Origin of the sequence: Verrucomicrobium spinosum DSM 4136 = JCM 18804 (assembly GCF_000172155.1) — a bacterium.
In the GTDB taxonomy this organism is placed as follows: domain Bacteria; phylum Verrucomicrobiota; class Verrucomicrobiia; order Verrucomicrobiales; family Verrucomicrobiaceae; genus Verrucomicrobium; species Verrucomicrobium spinosum.
The window spans coordinates 6,937,491-6,955,784 of the sequence record NZ_ABIZ01000001.1 but is presented as its reverse complement, the minus strand read 5'-3'; the positions used below and the strand labels follow the sequence as shown (position 1 = coordinate 6,955,784).

Here is an 18,294-nt window from a genome sequence, read left to right as displayed (position 1 = left end):
CGGCGAGGCGGGCTAGGAGGTGGTGGCTACAAGCAGGCGACGGGCAAGGCTGTAGGCGCGCCTCACACGAATGCGGTGTTTTTCCAGGGCTGCCCGGGTGGGCACGGTGGCGGAGGGGGTGGCATCCAGAGGGGCATCCCCGATCTGGCGAATGATGGCATTGAGTGCCTCCCTTGTTTTAAGCGGGAGGGTCTGGCGGAGGTGGTCGGCGATTTGATGCCAGCGCTCGTCCCCAGAGAGGAGGTAGAAGCCTGCAAGGACCTCCGCGACGAGGCCCTCTCCCACGGTGCGAGGGTGGTAGTAGTACTCCATCATGGTCCACTGGAGAGATCCTCCAGTCCCAGACCGGAGTTCCTTGGTGATGGAGCGAATGACCTCCTCCACACAATTGGGGAGTTGGGTGTGGGAGAGCCACTGGAGGATGGTCTGGAGCCGGGTCTCCGGAGTGGGGAGGTCTGGGCATTCGGCAAGCCAGGGAATGGGGATGTCCTGCTCGGCGCACCCGACCTTGGAACAGGCATCGCGATAGTCTTCCCACAGGGAGTAGAGAAAGGCCAGCGTCCAGCGGTGACCTGCGCCAAAACTGAGCTGGGGGTCGGGAGCGGGCAGCCACCGGTACACCTCAGAGATGGTGTCCCAAGCCTGCTGGGGGCCGTGGTGGCCCTGCCGCTCCTTCGCCCGGGAGAGCAGATGCCGGTGGATGCGGGTGCGCAGGCGGGTGTTGGTGGAGTTTAGAAGTCTGAAGTAGTACCTGCCGGGCTCAAAGCCGCTGGTGCCGTCGAGGCGGAAGATGATGTCCAGCGCATCCTCACACTCGGGCTGGGTCTCCTGAATGAGGTCATCCAGAAAGCCGGTGGCGGCGGGCTGGGTGGTGGGGGAGCCGAGGAAACTACGGCAGATGGCGGTGAGCGCAGCCATGAGCTGGCGGTGCTGGGCGCGGTGCGTCTTGCGCAGTGTGGAGAGAAGGCTGCGCAACTCCGGGGCCTGGCTGGCCTGGTCCAGCTGCGATTGGAGGCCGCTGAACCTGGCCCGCTGGTGCTGGATGTCCCGCAGGCGTGCCAGGAGCCAGTGGCGGTTGAAAATGTCATCCCGGTCGCGGGCGGCCTCGGCAGTTATTTCCACGAGGCGGTTGATCAGGGCCCGGGAGAGGGCGGGGTCCAGGAGCATGCCGTCCTGGTGGAGCCGGTTGAGCCAGCGAGTGACGTCCGGGGGGAAGAGGGCGGACCGCACGCCATCGCGCAGGCTCGGAAGGCGGAAGTCCACCACCATGGAGCCGGATTCCTGGCGGTGCTCAAGCTGTAGCTTCTGGTAAAGCTCCTCCTGATGACGCTCCCAGTACACCGGGCCGGGGATGGGGGCGGGGGCATCTCCGCCTGATCGTGAGGCGGCGGGAGGCTGGCAGGTCTCTTCTTTGACGAGGGCCTGGACGAGCGTCTCGAACTCACCCATCTTTGCCCCAGGAAACATGGCGGCGGCAAAGAGGGCACACTTCTCCACCCGGTTGGCCTGGGAGAGTATTTCCCTGCCGGTGGGGATGTGTTCTGGCCGGGTGGTGGCATCCAGGGCACCGGACAATGTGCCATGCCGCAGGTGTGCGTCCAGCCAGTAGGCAAAGTCGCGCGCATCAGCCGGTCCTGCACCGCGTGCGCGTGCTGCCTGGACTCTGGCCAGCCAGTCGTCAGCATCCTGCGGCGTGTGGTGCTGTCGCAGCAGGTGGGGCACAGCATCGATCTCCCACACGGGGAAGCCTGCAGAGTCCATAAGGGGATTGAACCCACGCCCGGCTTCATCGCTGAGCTCGATGATGACAAAGAACTTTTGATCGACCGGGAAACCCTGCCCCCGCCTGCTCTTCAGCAGGTCCCGCACATGGGCGAGGTGCTGGGTGGAGTGGGCGTGAATGAGCAGCACGACCTCCCTCCCGCCTTGAGTCTGCTCGGTATGACCGATGCGCCAGCGGTTCCGTGAGGCGAGGATGTCCGTCAAGGGCCCGGTGCATTCAATCAAGACCCTGGGGCGGGCGTTGCCGAGCGAGGAGTGCGAGGAAACAAAGATGGCGGCGCTGGAGGTGAGGTCCTCATGCGGGGATACAATCACCAGGATGCTGGAGTCACGCAGCCGGGCGGCATAGGGGGCGAACTCTTCGAGCAACGATTCGTACACCGCCCGGTTCTGGTTGGTGAGCTCTTCAGAGGGATCATCCAGGGAGGCGGCCGACGGCGCACCAGGGGGGGCGGCGGAGTCGGGCTCTGGAGTGTCGGTAAAGAAGTTCTCATCCTTGGGGCGGGCGGCAGATTGCTGCGGAGTGGGGGCGGCACCGCTGGCGGCGGGTGCATTGGAGGTGACATCCGGAAGCTGCGCGCCACCGGTGGTACCCGCCGGGGATGCCCCTACTGCTGGAACGGCGGCTCCAACAGGGCCAGGGGACGCAGGAGCCACCGGGGCCGGGCTGGGAGGGGAAACCTGAGGGGGGGCTGAACTTGGGCTGGCCGCAGAAGGTTGCGGAGGCGCGGTTGGCTGCGGCGGAGGGCTGGAGGGTGCTGGAGGGGGGGATGCCGCACCGGCGGCGGGTGGCACCCCGTTGGGTGGTTGAGAGCCGGGGACAGGGGGCACGGGAGGCAGGGTGGACATGAGAGCAGTCGGCTAAAGGGGGCGGGCGAGCGGCTGGCCATCCGGTGTGTGTGCCAAGTAGCCAACGAGCTGGGCCCGGGCGTCAAAAATGGGTGAGCCGTTGGGCACCCGTTCTGGAGGGACGCTCGGGAAATGGAGGGGGCCCGGCTGATTCCAGCCGCCTACGATGACGGGGGTGCCGACAGCGTGGAGGCTGTGCGGGTCCTGCGGCACCAGGGTGGCGAGGGTTCCGTCATCGAAGAAGGTCTCCTCGTCCTGGGGTGCCGGTTGAGTGCACGCGGGCAGACGGCCGCTCAGCAGGACGCGGAAGGTGGCCAGCCCGTCACGCCGTAGCGTCCCCCTTGACGTCTCGATGACCCTCAGGGTGTGTTGTGCCTGAGTCTCATCCAGCCACTGAAACGCCAGGGAGGGACGCGACAGGATGGCGGCTTTCTGTAAAATGTCCGGGTCACACAAAAACTCATTGTGGGCGGAGCGCCAGGCTGGGCCGAGCGGCTCCTGGGAGTTGCGATCGACCAGGGTGCCAATCTTCTGCACGATCTTGCGGGTGGCGGTGTGCAGGTCCAGTGTGGGGTGGGGCAGGTGGGCCGGTTGGGCTGGTGCCGTCCCATGCAGCGGGCGGATGGTGAATTTGTCACTGGGCTTCCTGTGGCAGAGCCAGCTGATGATTTTCTCCACACCGCAATGATACTGATCGGGTTGTGTGAGATCCAGGTGCTTGCGAAAGCGCATGGGCGTCTGGCTCAGCCGGGTGCCGTCCCTCAGGACAAAGAGGGTAGTTTCATAGATATCCCGGTGAAGCCTGGCATCGAGCTCCAGGATGCAGTAGTTGGAGAGGTAGGACTCCTCCGTGAAGATGAAGATGAAACGCTGTGCGGTCTCGGCGTGCTGGATCATCACCCGGTGCCAGTGGTCACCGGGGAGGATGGAGTCTGTGTAGTAGAAGCACTTGAAGGGACGACGGCCCCCGCGCTCCTCCACGACCAGACGGCTCTCCAGATCCCTGGCAAAGACTTCCACCCACGCCGCCTGCGCCTTCTGATAAGAGATAAACAAGTCGAATGGCGACGAGGTCATGACACGACTGAAAAGGCAAATGAGATCGCTGGGACAGCCTGCCGCCGGACGACGACACGGCCATTGCCACTACAGTGCTCAGGCCGTGACCGTGCGCAGACGTCAGGTGATGTACCAGCTTGTGTGTCGCGCAAATGATGGAGAAAGTCGGCGCTTGCAAGGAGTAATTTTTGATTGCAAGCAAGCGTGCATCCTTTTCCGGTAGATGTTTTTGATGATGTTCGGGCAGAAAGGCAGCGGATGTCGTTCGTGTTGAATATGTTGGCAGCGTGTCAGGTGATCGCGTGGAGTAGAAGGGCGGTGTGTGGAACGCTGAGTGCTTTAGGATGCCAGGAGAGTTTTTTGCAGTTTCCAAGAAAACTTTATTCCTTGGGTGTGCTAAATGAGAAAGCATGGAAACTTCAGACATCTCTCCGGCGGCAGGTATGGAGCCGTTGTCTGCACTGGAAGAACTCGTTCACAGAGCTTGAGCACCTGGCCAGCTTCTTAACCGAGGGACCATGGCTGGCCTCCGACCCGGAGGTAAGATCCCGGGGGTGACGAGTCTGGGATCTACGTTGGGGTCGCGTTCCCAGGAAACTTCCAGCACGACATGAGGCAGGCCGTCTGCACGCAGATGCTGAAGATGCTCCATGGCGTGGCCTTCCAGTTGCGCGGCGGTCCACTGGCGCGTTGCGAGCGCGGTATCGAGCCAATGGGAGAGGGCGGTGGCGAGAGCGGGCTGGTCGCTGAGCTGGGCTCGTTTCTTTGCGAGGAGTGCCAGTGTGGCCAGATCCTGCCACTTTGGGCGTGATGCCAGCTCTGCGAACAGATGAAAGTGGGCTTCTTGCGTAGGGGGAATGGGGTGGTCGAGGTCCCCAAGAATGCGGATGGCGGTGGGAACGACGAAGGCCGGGCTAAAAAGGAGGCCTTTCAGGTCTGCCACCTGCTGTTCTGGCCAGGCCTTTGAGCCAGACGGCGAGGATGCCATCTGTGCTGGCTACCAGGCCCACCATGCTCATGCCCAGAAGGGTGATGTCTGGGACTTCGATGGCGCGCTCATTGCCCTGGTGGAGGCGCTGCTTGTGGCGTGCCGTTAGGGTCTGCAACCAGCTCCTTCTTGTTGGAGAACTGGTGGAAGCAGACGTGAATGCAGATGGTACCATTGGGAACGTCGTTGCCGACGACGTTGTGGAAGGGGGGCGCAGGCTCTGACTTGGGCGGTGCTGTGCCTACCAGCCGATCTTGGCGCCGATCTGGTTGTCCGCTCCGATGCGCTTGAGGATGAAGTCATCCTTCAATCCTGCGGCCACCTCGGGATTGACCAGGATGGTGAGGGTGTGTTTGCCGGGTTTGGCCTCATTTGTGGTGAGTTCGAGGTAATGAAATTCCGGCTGGCCTGGGGCAAGTTGCTCGTCATTGATGTAACCCACCGGCCTGGAGAGAGGCTCACCCGGAGTCCAGTCCCAGAGGACGGGGTGCTTTTTACCGTCGAAGATTTCCACTTCCGTCGTTTCCAGGAGGACGCGGATGGGCTCTTTGGCATCCCCTGCCAGGTAGGTGATGGTGACGGGAAGCTGCAGGATCAGTCCGGTGAAGGTAGCGTCGGTGAAGACACCGGGGGTGTCGCCCAAGTTGAGGGCTCCGGTCCAGAAGGTGTAGAAGTTGGCGGGGTCAGGCATGGCGGGGTCAGGCATGGCGGGGTGGGGTCAAGGGGATGAATGGTGGGATGACAGGAGGGTTACTGCCCTGTGGCGTCCGATTTGTTGGGCAGGGTCTTTTCCAGTTTATCGGCTTCTTTGTCCTTGTTCTGCTGGCGGAGGACGTAGATCCAGGCGTCTCTGGTCCAGAGGGTGTCTTTGTCCAGGGGGCCGAGGATCCGGGCCTGTGATCGATAGTTCTGCTCGAGTATTTCCTCGGACTCGGTGTAGCGTTTCAACTGCAGGAGCATGCCGCCCCAACTGCCTGCCAGCCACATAGTGTGAGGATCCTTGGCACCACGGGAGAGAACGGACAGCCTGTGGAGCTCGCGGTAGTTCTTCTCTGCAGGGGCGTATTGTTCCGCTTCGGACTGGCAGTCTGCCAGCTGCTCCAGCGTGTCCAAGGTAAGCGCATGTTCCTTGCCCAGGAGGTCTTTGCGCGTGTCCCAGGCGGACTGGAACTGCACGGCGGCTGCCTTGAACTTCTTTTGCTGTTGCAGGGCATAGCCGAGACGGTGGATGACGGCGGCCAGTTCTGTCTTGGAAATGCCGGGAGTCTTTTTCAGCTCGTCCACGAGAGGGGTGTGCAGGCTTTCCATGTCTGCGAAGCGCTGCAGCCGATCCAGAACGTTACTGTAGTCATCCAGAGCGCGGAAGGTGGGCTCACTGGTCCAGCCACCGTTCTGCCGGCGGATCTCGAAGATGCCTTCAAAGAGGGGGACTGCGTCCGCGTATTGGCCCTGCTTGGTCAGGGAGTCTCCCACGCCTTTGTAGGCCCACAGGGTATCGGGATGAGCCGCGCCCAGAGTGAGGACTCTGGCACGATGCACATCTGAGAAGAGCTCTGCGGCACGGGCGGGTTGCCCGGTGTAGAAGAGGGCGCAGGCCAGACTGCTGAGAATGGAGAGATCGTCAGGGGTGGGTTTCAGTCCTGGCTTGAACTCATCGGCCACCGCCTCCACTTCCTTGGCGAGGGCTTGGGAATCCGGCTTGTTTCCCGCCAGCTCCAGGCATTGGGCGTACTCAGCGAGGGCTTGGTAGGCGGAGTTCAGCCGTTTGTCGCTGAGGGACCGGTAGCCTTCCCAGGCGCGCCGGAACTGGAGGGCTGCTTTGGCGGGCTCATTGAGATTTTTATACGCCAGGCCGACGTGGAAGACGGTGTTGTAGATCCAGTGGTTGGTGGGTGGTCCGGCGGCGTAGAGGGAATCTACCTCGGGCACGATCTTTGCCACGATGGCGGCGAACTCGTTCTGCCATTGCATGGAGGAGGAGAGGTCCACGAGCGCAATCAGGGTGCGGGGGTGGTTCAGTCCGTGTAGTTTTTGGCGGATGTCGAAGACTTTTTGGTAGTTGGACTCAGATTCGGCGTGATGCTTGAGCTCACGCTGGGAGTCGGCCACGGCCTTCAGGGCCCAGAGGGTGTTCTCGTTGGTTTCGCCAAGAGATTTGAGGCGGTTTTCGTAGACGATGTTGAAAGCGGTCTTCGCCTCGGAAAAATATCCGGCGTAGAAGAGGGTGCCGGCGAGCAGGCCCATCTCATCTGTGGCGACATCAGATTCATCCCGGGGCAGGTTCTTGAGCTGGTTGCTGAGGTCGTGGAGGTGGGGGGCTGCCTCTTCGACCTTCCCGGAGAGTTTCAGGGCATAAGCATACTCTGCCAGGGATCGGAGGGACTGGTAGTGCTGTGGAGAGGGTTGTTGCGCCCAGCCCTGCCAAGTTTCCTTGAACCTGGCGGCAGCTTCTGCATGACGGCCCAGTTTCCTTAGGGCGGTCGCATAGGCGAAGGTGACACGCATGACGTCGGGGTGGGTGTCTCCCTGGCGGGCTTTCAGATCGGGGAGGGAGCTTTCGGCCAGGGCGGCAGCGTCGGTATGCTTTCCCAGAACGCCCAGGGTGAGGTCGAGGCTGTTGTAGGCCTCCAGGGTGGCAGGGGCGTGGATGCCCATGGTGGCCCGTCGTTGCAGGAAGGTCTCGCGGAAATGGATCTCTGCTTCGGCATAGCGTTCCTGGGCATAGAGACTGTCACCCAGGCCCTTGCGTGTCCACAGGGTCTCTGGGTGACTGGTGCCGAGGACCTGTGTCCTCTTGTCCAGGAGGGTGGAAAAGGCTTGCTCGGCCTCACGAAGACGGCCGGCGTAGTGAAGGACGCAGGCGAGGGTGGCCTCCGCATAGAGGGTGGTGGGGTGAAGCTCGCCGAGGGTGTGACGGCGGGCTTCCAGCAGGGTGTGGGAGTTTTTTTCTGCTTCGGTATAGGCACCGTGATCGAGCTGGCAGGAGGCGAGCTCGCTCAGGGCCCAGAGAGTGGAGGCGTGATTGGGCCCGAGCGTGTTTTCCCGGCTGGCGTGGGCTTGCTGCAGGAGGGGCAGGGCCTCGGCCCGTCTGGACTGGGCGACCAGGACGGAGGCGAGATTGATCAAGGCGTTGTATGTCTGGAGATGGTCTTCACCCAGTTGCTGCTGGAGGTGGGTGAGCATTTCCCGGCACCGTTGCTCCACCTGGGTGAAGAGGGGGGCGGCTTCTGCGAGGCGACCCAGCTTGTGCAGGGCGAGGGCGAGATGCTGGGTGGCGTTCAGCGCCAGGTCCCCGGTGGGATCAGCGTTGTTGTTGAGCTGAATGGCGAGCTTGGCGACGGGGATGACTTCGAGGTAGCTGCCCGTTTCCGCCAGAATCTGGGTGCGGAAGCTGGCTGCGGCGATGGCGAGGCTGTCACCTGCCGGGGTGGCGAGGGCGCGGGATTCATCCAGAATGTACTGGAGTTCTTGCGCGGCCTGGGTCCGCAATCCCTGGGCTCGCAGGTTCTGTGCGATGTAGTAGCGGTGATTGATCAGGTCCACCGGGGATTCAGGAGGCACGGGGAGGAGCTGGCGAGCCTTCTCCAGGACCTGGGCTGCCTGTCGGCCGTTGCCGTGTCGGCCGAGCATCTGGGCGACCTCTACAAGAGAGTAGCTCGCATTGGTGGAGCGGTTGCTTGGGGAGGCTGAAATAGCGTTGAGTGCCTCAAGCGCGGCGGCGGGCTGGTTCCGCATGGCGTGAATGAGGGCGATGCCGCAGTTTACTAGCACCCACTGGTCGAAGTTTTTCCCGGCGCTGGTGAGGGAATGGGCGGTCTCGAAGTAGGTCTTAGCCCGCTCGTAGTGGGCGGCACTGTCTTTTTCATGAGACTCTCCGGCAAGCTCCCGGGCAGCACGGCCCGCGGTGCGCAGGGCTTCCACGAGTTTGGTGAGATCTTTGCTGGTGTCGCCGAGGGCGGCTCCCCTGGCCTGGAGGGCCACCTTCTCTGCTTCAGCATACTGGCCCTGGGCAATGAGGGCCTGGGCGCGTACGATGAGGTCCACCTCTGGGGAGGTGGTGAGTTCTTTCATATAACGGGGGATGCGGCTGGCGAGGGATCCCTCTGGCAGGCCGAGTTCTTTCTCCCAAACGGGGTACCTGCTCTCCAGGGTGAGTTGTTGCTGGTCGCTGAGACCGGCAGGCGAGCTGTTGGGGGCGGAAGGTGAGGTGGGGCCGGTGGCCCGGGGGGGAATCAGGCCTCTTTCGTAATCGCGTACGAAGAGGTTCTTAAACTCGAGGAATTCTCTTCTGTCCTCCAGTCTGGCTGCTTCTGCCGCGCGACGTTCTTTCTCTGCGGTGACGAGGTGCCAGCCGCTGAGGCCGAGGATGATGACGAGGGCGAGGGTGACGGTGGTCATCCAGGCGCTGAAGCGTCCGCGGAGGCGCTCCAGGTCGTTGCGCAGCTTCAGGACGGTGTTCTCAAGGTCCACGGGGGTCTGGGCCTTGTGGCGGAGGTCGGCGTATTGCTTGATCTTCTCGCGATATTCGGCCTGGCGCTGGATGTGCTCGGGCGGTTCCGGGGTGTAGGGGGTGACGGGGAAGCTGCCTTCAATCTGCAGGTACCAGACCTTGAGCCCGCGCTTGCGGGCGTAGAGGGCCTCGTACTGGGTGTAGCTGACGGGGCCGAACTCGGGGTCGGGTGTTTTGGGCTCGAACCCGTAGGCGTTGCCCACGAGCTGGATGACGCCGCGGGAGCGGTTGATCTTGTTGCGCAGGACTTTTTTGAGGTCCCCGGCCTCCGTGCCAAAGACGTCCTGCCACACGGGCTCGTAGCCGAGGAGGAGGAGCGTATTGGCCACGAGCTGGCGGCTGGGGGCGAGCTCCTTGGAGACGGCGGAGATGAAGATGACGGGCTTCACGGCGTGGAGGAAAGGAGCTGGGTGATGTCGGATGCTGCCTCGTCCATGGTGGTGAAGTGCACGAGTTTGCCCCGGACGGTCGTGCCAGCGCGGCGGATCTGGTAGCGGATGGCGTGCATGAAGCGATCCATCAACTGGTCGCCGAACTGGTGAAGCCGTTGGTCGACAATGCGATCGGTGGCATCATCTGCCTGCGTCCGGTGTCGGTCCTGCAGGGAAAGAAGCCGAGGAGCGAGCTGGAGGGGGTAGATGGTGCGAGGAATGTCCACCACAATGCCGCTGACGTGGTCGAACCACAGGGGCCCGAGTTTGTCGTGGGCGGGAGGGGAGAGCTTCTCCGTGGCTAGGGTGTGGCCTGCGGCGGCCAGAGAGGTTTTTAGCTGATCGAGGTCGGCCTGGTAGGTGCTGTCAACGGAGGTGGGCCGGACGAGGACGACTTTTTTGATGAGGTGGGGATGGGAGCCGAGGAAACTATTCTCTGTGATGAGGCGGGAGAGGAAGTTGAAGTAGTATCCGGTGGCGAGACCGGTGGCGGCGGAGATGTCGATGACGGGCAGGCCGTAGAAGCGGGTGACGCGGTCGTTGAGGTAGTTGTTCTGTGCGTTCTTCCGCATGAGGAAGTCATGCAGCGTGGGGCGGAGGGTCTCCACGAGCGTGGCGTGGTCGAACTTTTTGACGCGCAACTGGTGCATTTCCCTGGCGTAGAAGGGGACTTGCTTGGGGGGCTCGTTGTTCTCTTTTGCAGCGGGATCCACAGGATCTTCTGCTGGCTTGTGATAGAGGAACATGGCGGGGATGCCCAGTGCATGCACGAGCGCGAGCTCGTAGAAGACATTGGCGCTGGCCTCTGCCTTGCCAGGCTTGGGAGTGAGGTTGAAGATGACGAGATCGGCGGTGTCGAGCCGGGACAGAACGCTGTCAAAGATGTTGGCTCCTCGGAAGCTCTCCGGGGCGTGAACCTGCCGGTCTGCGGGGGCGATGTGGTTCTTCGAGAGAAACTCATCGAGGGCGGGCTCATCCAGCAGGGCCTGGACGGCCTTTTGCACGGGGACGCAGGAGGCCGCAGTTGTTTCATCGTCGCTCATGGGGCCGAGGATGAGGATGTCGAGGCGTTGGTCGGAGCTCCAGGAGGGGATCATGGGGTGGAGAGGTGGAGAGGTGGAGAGGTGGAGAGGTGGAGAGGTGGAGAGGTGGAGAGGTGGAGAGGTGGAGAGGTGGAGAGGTGGAGAGGTGGAGAGGTGGAGAGGTGGAGAGGTGGAGAGGTGGAGAGGTGGATGGGTGGAGGGGTGGAGGGGTGGAGTGAGTGATGTCAGGCGGTGGCGGCGGGCTCCCAGAGTCTTCTGCGGAGGGTGTTTAGGAGTTAGGAATGCGTAAGTTTGGGAAATAACGTTGTCAGAGGTCGGGGGTGATGGGCTCGATGCGGCGGGTGCGGCGCATGACGATCCACTCGGCGTTCTCGGCCAACGCCTCTGTCCCCAACGTGTAGAGCAGCTCCTGGATGGAGCGGATGGGATCCTGGCCCGGGGTTGGGGGTTGGGTGCTGCGGAGTTGACCCAAATACCTGTCCAGTCTGACGGCTGCAGCACTGAAGAGTCCGCCTGTAGCAGTGTAGCGACGAATGTCCTCCGCGATGAACTGGCGTTCCCTCCACACTACCGCCAAAGCACTGAGGGTGAGGAGAATGGTTTTGGCGGCGCCAGCCAGGATGCCTGGTGCTGTAGCTGTCGTGGAGGTGTGCAGAATCAACCCCAGCATCAACAGGGCGAGGGACGTCCCAAGCAGGAACGCGCAGAAACGTCGAATGCGCTGGGCGAGATCCTGCGACTGTTGCTGGGTGACGGAAATGCGGTCATGCCAGAGCGGAGGAAAGAAGAATCTCCAGAAATGGAGCACCATGTGTTTACGGGAGTAGGGAGGCTTTGGTCCAGGCCATCGTTCCCGGGTGATGAAATACAGGACGGGATGGAGCCCGCCCCACATGATCCATTCCACCGTCCAAAGAAGTGCGAGGATGCCCAAAACTCCAGTAGCTGTGACGGTGAGGCTACGGGGAGCAGGAAGCTTGGGCAGATGCTGGGGAAACACGGAGGCGAAGAGGCTCATCGCGGCCATGAGTGCACCGGCAGTCAGGAGAGCTGTGGCGATCCCTTTCAGGGAGTCCCCGCGTTGCGTGCACTCGCGGACCTTTTTCTGGAAATAGCCGCTTTGTTCTTTTACCCACCCCTTCTGCACAGCTTCGAGCAGGGCGAGTTTTTCCGCAGGGGGTTCGATTGCTGCGAAGCCTTTGGTGGTCCGGTGATAGGGGAAGCTGACGCTGTTGACGACGCTGCGGATCCAGCTCACCTCGCCGCGAAGGCGTTGAATGTAGCTGGTGGCGACGGAACTGTTGACGCCGGCAAGAGACCAGTAGAACTGAACGCGAAGCCCTTCAGCAATGCCGCGATAGTCGTGCTGACGGTCATCCAGCCGGGCTTTGCGAAACTTCCAATAGATGGGGAACGAGCCAAGGGCGGCTGCCGAAGCCAGGATGAAAAGTGTGGTGCGGATCTGCCAGCTCTGACGTTCCAGGTACGGATGGACATCTTTCCACTCAATACCGGAGGCCATAAAGAAGACCACCGCAAGGAATGTGAGGAAGAAAAACAACGCAGCCCATCGGTTTACCCGCGAGACGTAGAGGGCGTTTAAGTCTGCCACGATGCGACGCAGGCTGGCCATGCCTTCAAAGGGGAAGGAAAGCTGACTGAGAGCTCCTGGAAGCGCTCCATTTCTTGGGAGGCCCAAGTGGCGTTTGAGTGCGATTTGAAGTGACTCTTCATCGGTTTGGTGGGTGCTCTCCTCATTCAGGCGAATGAGGCTGGAGATGCCTTCGCGAAGGAGCCGGTCACCATTCTCCTGCCAGGCGGGGGATGTGTGCTGCTCTTGTGACACTCCTGCGGGGAGCAGTTCGTACGGCTGCAGCAGACGAAGGCTCTGATGGTCTGTAGGAGCTTCATCTTTTCTGCTCGTGCGTAAGATGGGAATGTGCAGGACTGGACCGGCATCCGCCCAGGAGATGGGAGCAGGGATGGGGAGCAGCCGGTTTGTCAGACCGCGACGTTTAACTTCCACAATGACGGGCGTTCCTGCTGCTGTGAGATCTTCGTACTCTCTCAGCGAGTGTGCCAGGAGCTCCTCTGGCGTGGGCTGTTTTCCCTGGCTCTTGATCTTCTCTTCTGCTTTGAAGCGATGATCTTGGTCGTCATAAATGGCGAGTAGAAGGTCGCTATGAGCCGCGACATACTCGCCAGAAGCGCGGTAGCGCATGCGGCGGGTCTTCTCGGCAGATGCCTGATCGGAAGCCCCGACCATGTGGCTTTTGCTGGGATCCAGGGGGATGCAAAAAATGTCCCTCTCCTCTTCAAATCCGGGTTGCTCGTCACGGAGGCGGGCGAGGAGCTTGTCGAACCGTATCCGTTGAAAGTTGTTGGCACCGGGCGCATTGAGTGGATTGGGCTCGCCGTTAGCCAGAACCTTGGGCTCCACATCGAATGTGCTGCTGTTGCGGTATTCCTTCTCAGCAAATGGGAGAGGCGCTCTTACGGAGATCTTCGCATGCGTGTGAGACTTTTTGTATTCCAGCACTGCTTCGGCGACAAGGGTGTCGATGCCAGGTGCAAGAGACGTGAGCACGATGACGGGTGTATCCCGCAGGCCCAGCGGTTCCCAGCAGGAGGCATAGGTCTCGCGGGTGTTTTTGCGTGTGGTTGAGCCCGGCTCATACCGACGTGTATCTGGGTTGAGCCGCCATGTGGGACCTGCCGTGTCTGGGGGAGCTACGGCTAGCAGCCAGTCGAATACGGAATGGACTTCTGAGATGAGTGTCTTGATCTCATCAGCTGCTTCGGCTGCCCTGTCCCCAAAGTGCTCAGGATTGTAGCCCTTGGGGTCGCGATTTCCGCTTACACCCACAATGAATGCTGGCACCAGACCGCAGCGTATTCTGAGAGGGGGGCTTGGTGACGAGTTCGCGGGGGATGAACTTTGGAGGCCTGAACCGGAGGTGCTGGACATAAGGGAGGGCGTTTTTCCACGCAGAATCCATGCCGCGCGATTTTTTTTGCCACGAGATAATGATTGAAACGCCCGGTGTTTGGCAATGCTCCGAATTGCAAATTTTTGGCAGAGGCTGCCAGGATCGGGGGGGGATTGTCGCGATGCTGATACAGGTGAGCGGTCGCCCGATACCGTCCATCGGGACGGCTGCCGGGAGCGTGTGGATCGGGAGGTCCGATGGCATCTTTGTCTCTGAGGCCTCAGCGGACCTGAAGCTGAAGAGCGGATCAAGCAGCGATGCTGAGGCGACCCCATTGGGCGAGTGAGAGTTGACCTGCGTGGAGTAGGGACATTTAGACCCAGGTATTGTTTGCCGGAGGTGGTCTTCTCTGCTGTTTTTAAGAGCAAATAAAGCTTCCACCCTCCTTCGCATGAACCCCCCTCCGAAAATAAGCCCTGATGTGTCGCCTTCTGCGGCCACGGGGCCGTTTATGGCATGGCGGGGTGGACAGCTGGTGTGCCCCCGGGTGGCGGGCCTCTGTCTGGGGATGGCCGTTGCGGTTGGGATGACGGGATGCGCCACCACTGGAAACCCGTATGAAGACACGCTCTTTTTCTCCCCATCAAAGGCCAAAGTTCGCCTCGCGATGCAGAGGCAAAGGATGAAGGACCTGGAGGCGGAGCAATCTGCCCAAGTGAAAGCGCAAAAGGCCACCCAAGAGTTGCTGGCAGAAAAGGGGAGCGAAGTCGCCAGGAAAGAGGCGCAACTGGAGACCTTGCGCACAGAGATCCGAAAGAAGCAGAACGCGATCGCGACGCTGGATGCAAAGATTCTGGATGCGCAAGCCGACCCCGAGAAATCCGTGGCGGCGCTGATGGAGGAACGGCGTGTGTTGAGAGCGGAGCTGGCGAGTTTGCAGAATCTTCGTGAAAAAATGGAGGCCGGGCGCGATCTCTAGACCATGACCTGCGGCACGTCCCCCCTCATTCCAGCCCGCCTTCGGGCAAGGGAGTTCTGGCATCCCTTCCGGCCGGTGACCGCGGTGGCGTTGCTCGCGGTCATGACCTCTTGTGCGCTGTCTCCTCGTCCTGGGGTGGCGGAGGTGAAGCGCGCGCGGAAGGATCTGGAGGCGATCGAGGTGAAGAATACCTACGTGCAAGGTGCGGCCTTGGGAGCTGTCGTCGGCGCTGCGGCTGGGGCGATTATTGGGGCCGCGAGGGGAGATGGCCGCGGGGCTGCGCAAGGGGCGTTGATTGGCGGCGTGTCAGGATCTGCGGCAGGGTTGACGTATGCCGACAGTGTCGTAAAAAAGCGTCGTGAGTATGCCGCGATGGAGAGGGATCTTGAGTTCAGCATTCAGAAAATGCGCTCCAAGAAGGTCTCGGCGGTCAAGTTTAACAAGGTGCTCAAGGCGCAACTGGCCGCAGCGGAGAACGACCTCAAGGCACGGGAGGCCATGGTGGCTGAAGCCAATAGGGTGGTGGCTTCCTTGAACCGGGATCTGGTGCGCCAGGAAAGTGTCGTGGCCGCGGCGAGAGCGGGCGGGATGCCATCGCATCGGCGACGAAACTTAGAGCATGAGGTGCAGATGTTAACGTGGGAACGTAACGCGCTGCAACAACTGGTGGCGGGCGCAACGGCCCCCCTAGACGGGCCGGATCAAGCGAGAGCGGCGGTATCGTTGTCTGCTGCACCCTCGTCTGGAGGAGATAATTCTTCGTCAGCGGTGGGCGCGTCAGCGTCGCCAATCGGGGCGCTGGGAGCTGGGAGGTGAGAAGGGTGACGGGGTGACGCGAGAGAGGTGAGGTAACCCTCCTACCCCTCCAATTTCGATCTACAGAAGTCCCAGTTTTTGCGGAAGTGCCGGGCATTGGGGTGATCAGCGCCCAAAACTTGGTCGGCGGTTTCAGAGGCGCGGCGGTAGAGGGGTTCGGCGGCCCCGTAGTTTCCCTGGTCGCGATAGAGGGCGGCCAGGTTGTTGAGACTGATAAGGGTGTCGGGGTTTTGGCGGCCCAGGATTTTCTCGCGAAGCCGGAGCGTCTTCTGGTAGTACTTGAGCGCGCTGGCATAGTCCCCTTTGCAATGAAGCAAGTGACCGAGGTTGTTGAGGCTGGTGAGTGTCTCGGGGTGTTCTGGGCCCAGGATGCGTTCTGAGGCTTCTACATCCCGGTGGCGTAGCGGCTCGGCAGCAGCGTAGTTGCCCTCATCTTCCAGCAGGAGGGCCAGATTGCTGAGGCTGGTGAGAGTGGCCGGGTGATCTGGCCCCAGAAATGCCTCGTTCCCGGCAAGGGCGCGGCGCAGCAAGGGCAGGGCTTCGTCGTTGTTTCCCAGCTCCCGAAGGACCATCGCGAGGTCGCTGACCGTGTCCAGCGTCTCCAGGGCGTCCTCGCCGAGGATGCGTTCACGAGCGGCCAGCGTATCGCGCAGGAGGGGCAGGGCGGCTGTAAACTCGCCTTTGCCATAGAGGAGCTGAGCGTGGTGGTTGATGCTGGTGAGCGTGTCGGGATGGTCGGGGCCCAGGAGCTGCAGACGTGCTGACCAGGCGCGCAGAGAAAGGGGTTCTGCCTCGGCAAAGTTGTTCTGGTTGGTGAGGAGATCGGCCAGATCTGCCACGCTGGAGAGGGTGTCGGGGTGATCCGGTCCGAGCCGGGCTTCGCGGACTGACAAGGCGCGCCGGTAGAGTCCCTCTGCGGCTGCGTAGTCGCCATCCCGGTGCTGGAGGTAGCTGGCGTAGAGTGCGAGAAGGCGGGGGGCGGGGTCTGGGTCTCCCCAAGGCTCTGTCAGATCGAGCAAGTGCCTGCAGTGGGGGGCAATGAGCTGCCATCGGGACCAGGTCTGGGCGTTGTGGCTGTGGGAGGGGGCCCACTGGACGATGAGAGAGGTGGCCCGCAGGCCGAACTGGCTGGCGGGGGACGTGCACTCTGCGCGATCTCTCACAATTTCCTGAACCAGGCGGTGCATGGAGAAGGTGCCGGGCGGGGTGTCGAGAAAGCGAACCAAGGAGAAGTCTGACAGCTCCACAAGGGCCTCGTCCAGCGGTACGTCTCCGGCCTGTTCCACCAAGGCTCTGGGGATGGGCTCGGGGGCGAGGAAGGAGAGGGTGTCCAGCAGGTGACGGGCAGCGTCCCCCAGTTGTTCAAAGGAGGCAAGCCAGGTGATGGCCACAGGCGCGGGGTACTGCATCTTCTGGGCATGATGCCAGTGGAGCATCTCGGCGCGGCGGGACTCGTAGTGCTGGAGGTACCGGGAAAAGCTGAGGCGCTTCTCTGCGATATAGGCGGCGGCCTGCTCCAGCGCGAGGGCGAGGCCATCAAGCTGTCTGGCGAGGGTGGCGGCATCGGCGTCGTCTGTGGGGGTCCTGAACCTGCGGGTGCCAGTGCGCAGGGTGAGGAACTCCACGGCATCCTCCGCGGGCAGGAGCTGTAGATCGTAGGTGGCGACGGTGCTGGCAAAGTCGCTCAAGCGGGAGGTGATGAGCACGTGGCCGCGATCCAGGTGGGGCAGGAGGGCTTCCACGGCGCGTGCGGAGGCGACGGTATCCACGTTGTCCAGGATCAGGAGCCAACCTTCGTGCTCGCGCAGCCACCGGAGGACGGCGGCAGTGCGGATGGTTTCCTCCGAGGAGTGATGGGCGGGCAGGTCCAGTGCCGTAGGGGCCGTGAGAGCGGCGAGCTGGCGCTCCAGATTTTGCGGGGTGTCTGCGGTGACGAGGATGCGGGTGGAGTACGCGCTGGCGTAGCGGTGACCGTACTCGATGGAGAGGCGGGTCTTGCCGATGCCGCCCAAGCCGTGAATAGCGAGCGGCATGCGCCGGGAGGTGCCGCCAAGGCGTAGATGGAGCTCCTGGAGGGTGCCCTCCCGCCCTCTAAAATAGTCGCCAATGGTGGCGGGCAGGTTGTTGACCTGCGTGGCTGGGAGCGGCGGGATGAGATCCCGGAGGTCACCAATCAACTGGCCGAAGAGGTCGGTGTCATCGACAAAGCGGCTGCCGTGGCGTTGGGGCAGGGCTAGCTTCATGCGCTGGAGATGCTGAGGCTGACTGCCTTCCAAATAGTAGAGCTGGATCCGACGCTGGTGGTGCAGGGCCATGAAGCCCTCCCAGTGGGTGTAGCTCAGGGTGGAGAAGTCACCCAAGAGCGAGCGAAGGGCCGGGGTGGCTGTGAGGAAAGCCTCATTGAGGCGGAGATAGCGCAAAACAGCGGTGGGGTCTGCAATACTGCCTGAGCATGCCCCAATGATGTGAATGATGACATCGCAATCGCGGATGTAGCTGTCGAGCTTTTCCAGCAGACCCGTGGGTTCCTGAGGGAAGTCTTCCTGGGTGAGGACGTGGCACCTGGCCGCTGCAAGGTGGCGACGAAGTTTCTCGCGGAGTTCGCGAAATTCCTCCGAGGCACAGGAGATGAATATCTGGATGGCCATGCAGGAGGCAGGATGCCCGGGATGATGCGTAAGGAAAGTGCGGATTGAGCAACATTGTGCTGAATCCGCATCCAGGTTTGGGAGATGGCGGTGCCGTGGGCGGGAAACGATTTTTCCGCAAGGGGGCGGGGTGGAGTGGTGGAGTGGTGGAGTGGTGGAGTGAGGGAGTGAGGGAGTGAGGGAGTGAGGGAGTGAGGGAGTGAGGGAGTGATGATGCAAACCGCCTTCAATGGGGAGGCGATGGGGCGAGTGGGTTGCG

The 18,294-nt window shown here is 62.0% G+C and carries 10 protein-coding genes; 2 read left to right on the top strand and 8 right to left on the bottom strand.

Translation table 11 applies throughout. From position 1 onward, the window contains the following. Positions 1 to 12: 12 nt before the first annotated feature. The 7 genes from VSP_RS28285 to VSP_RS28250 all read right to left on the bottom strand — a co-directional run bounded on the left by VSP_RS28285 (position 13) and on the right by VSP_RS28250 (position 13,543). A complete protein-coding gene (locus tag VSP_RS28285) occupies positions 13 to 2,631 on the bottom strand; it encodes a hypothetical protein (protein ID WP_198141248.1) in 2,619 nt (872 codons plus the stop codon). A 12-nt stretch (positions 2,632 to 2,643) separates the two neighbouring features. After that, positions 2,644 to 3,708, bottom strand: a complete 1,065-nt coding sequence (locus VSP_RS28280) for a toll/interleukin-1 receptor domain-containing protein (RefSeq protein WP_009964969.1) — start codon at positions 3,706 to 3,708, stop codon at positions 2,644 to 2,646. A gap of 457 nt (positions 3,709 to 4,165) precedes the next feature. Beyond that, positions 4,166 to 4,678, bottom strand: coding sequence for a hypothetical protein (locus VSP_RS42715; protein ID WP_156346486.1), 513 nt, complete (start codon positions 4,676 to 4,678; stop codon positions 4,166 to 4,168). Positions 4,679 to 4,919: 241 nt separating this feature from the next. Continuing rightward, positions 4,920 to 5,384 carry a hypothetical protein gene (locus VSP_RS28265; protein WP_009964964.1) on the bottom strand — a complete coding sequence of 155 codons (465 nt, stop codon included), beginning with the start codon at positions 5,382 to 5,384 and terminating at the stop codon, positions 4,920 to 4,922. A 44-nt stretch (positions 5,385 to 5,428) separates the two neighbouring features. Continuing rightward, on the bottom strand, positions 5,429 to 9,577 hold the full coding sequence (locus VSP_RS28260; protein WP_009964963.1) for a tetratricopeptide repeat protein: 4,149 nt from the start codon (positions 9,575 to 9,577) through the stop codon (positions 5,429 to 5,431). After that, positions 9,574 to 10,716 (bottom strand): STING domain-containing protein, encoded by a 1,143-nt coding sequence (locus VSP_RS28255; protein WP_009964962.1) that lies wholly within the window; start codon positions 10,714 to 10,716, stop codon positions 9,574 to 9,576. Before VSP_RS28255 ends, VSP_RS28260 begins: the two co-directional genes overlap by 4 nt. Before the next feature lie 253 nt (positions 10,717 to 10,969). Beyond that, entirely contained in the window at positions 10,970 to 13,543 is a 2,574-nt protein-coding gene (locus VSP_RS28250; RefSeq protein ID WP_157211108.1) for a hypothetical protein, read from the bottom strand. Positions 13,544 to 14,043: 500 nt separating this feature from the next. Here VSP_RS28250 and VSP_RS28240 point away from each other — a divergent pair, with 500 nt between their 5' ends. Both VSP_RS28240 and VSP_RS40150 read left to right on the top strand, forming a co-directional pair. After that, positions 14,044 to 14,571, top strand: coding sequence for a DUF3972 domain-containing protein (locus tag VSP_RS28240; RefSeq protein ID WP_157211107.1), 528 nt, complete (start codon positions 14,044 to 14,046; stop codon positions 14,569 to 14,571). Positions 14,572 to 14,574: 3 nt separating this feature from the next. Beyond that, the gene (locus tag VSP_RS40150; RefSeq protein WP_009964957.1) at positions 14,575 to 15,387 is read left to right on the top strand and encodes a YMGG-like glycine zipper-containing protein; all 813 of its coding nucleotides are present in this window, start codon (positions 14,575 to 14,577) and stop codon (positions 15,385 to 15,387) included. Between the two features lie 41 nt (positions 15,388 to 15,428). Here the strand turns inward: VSP_RS40150 and fxsT are convergent, their stop codons facing one another. Beyond that, the gene (fxsT, locus tag VSP_RS28230) at positions 15,429 to 18,035 is read right to left on the bottom strand and encodes an FxSxx-COOH system tetratricopeptide repeat protein (protein WP_009964956.1); all 2,607 of its coding nucleotides are present in this window, start codon (positions 18,033 to 18,035) and stop codon (positions 15,429 to 15,431) included. Positions 18,036 to 18,294 lie beyond the last annotated feature (259 nt).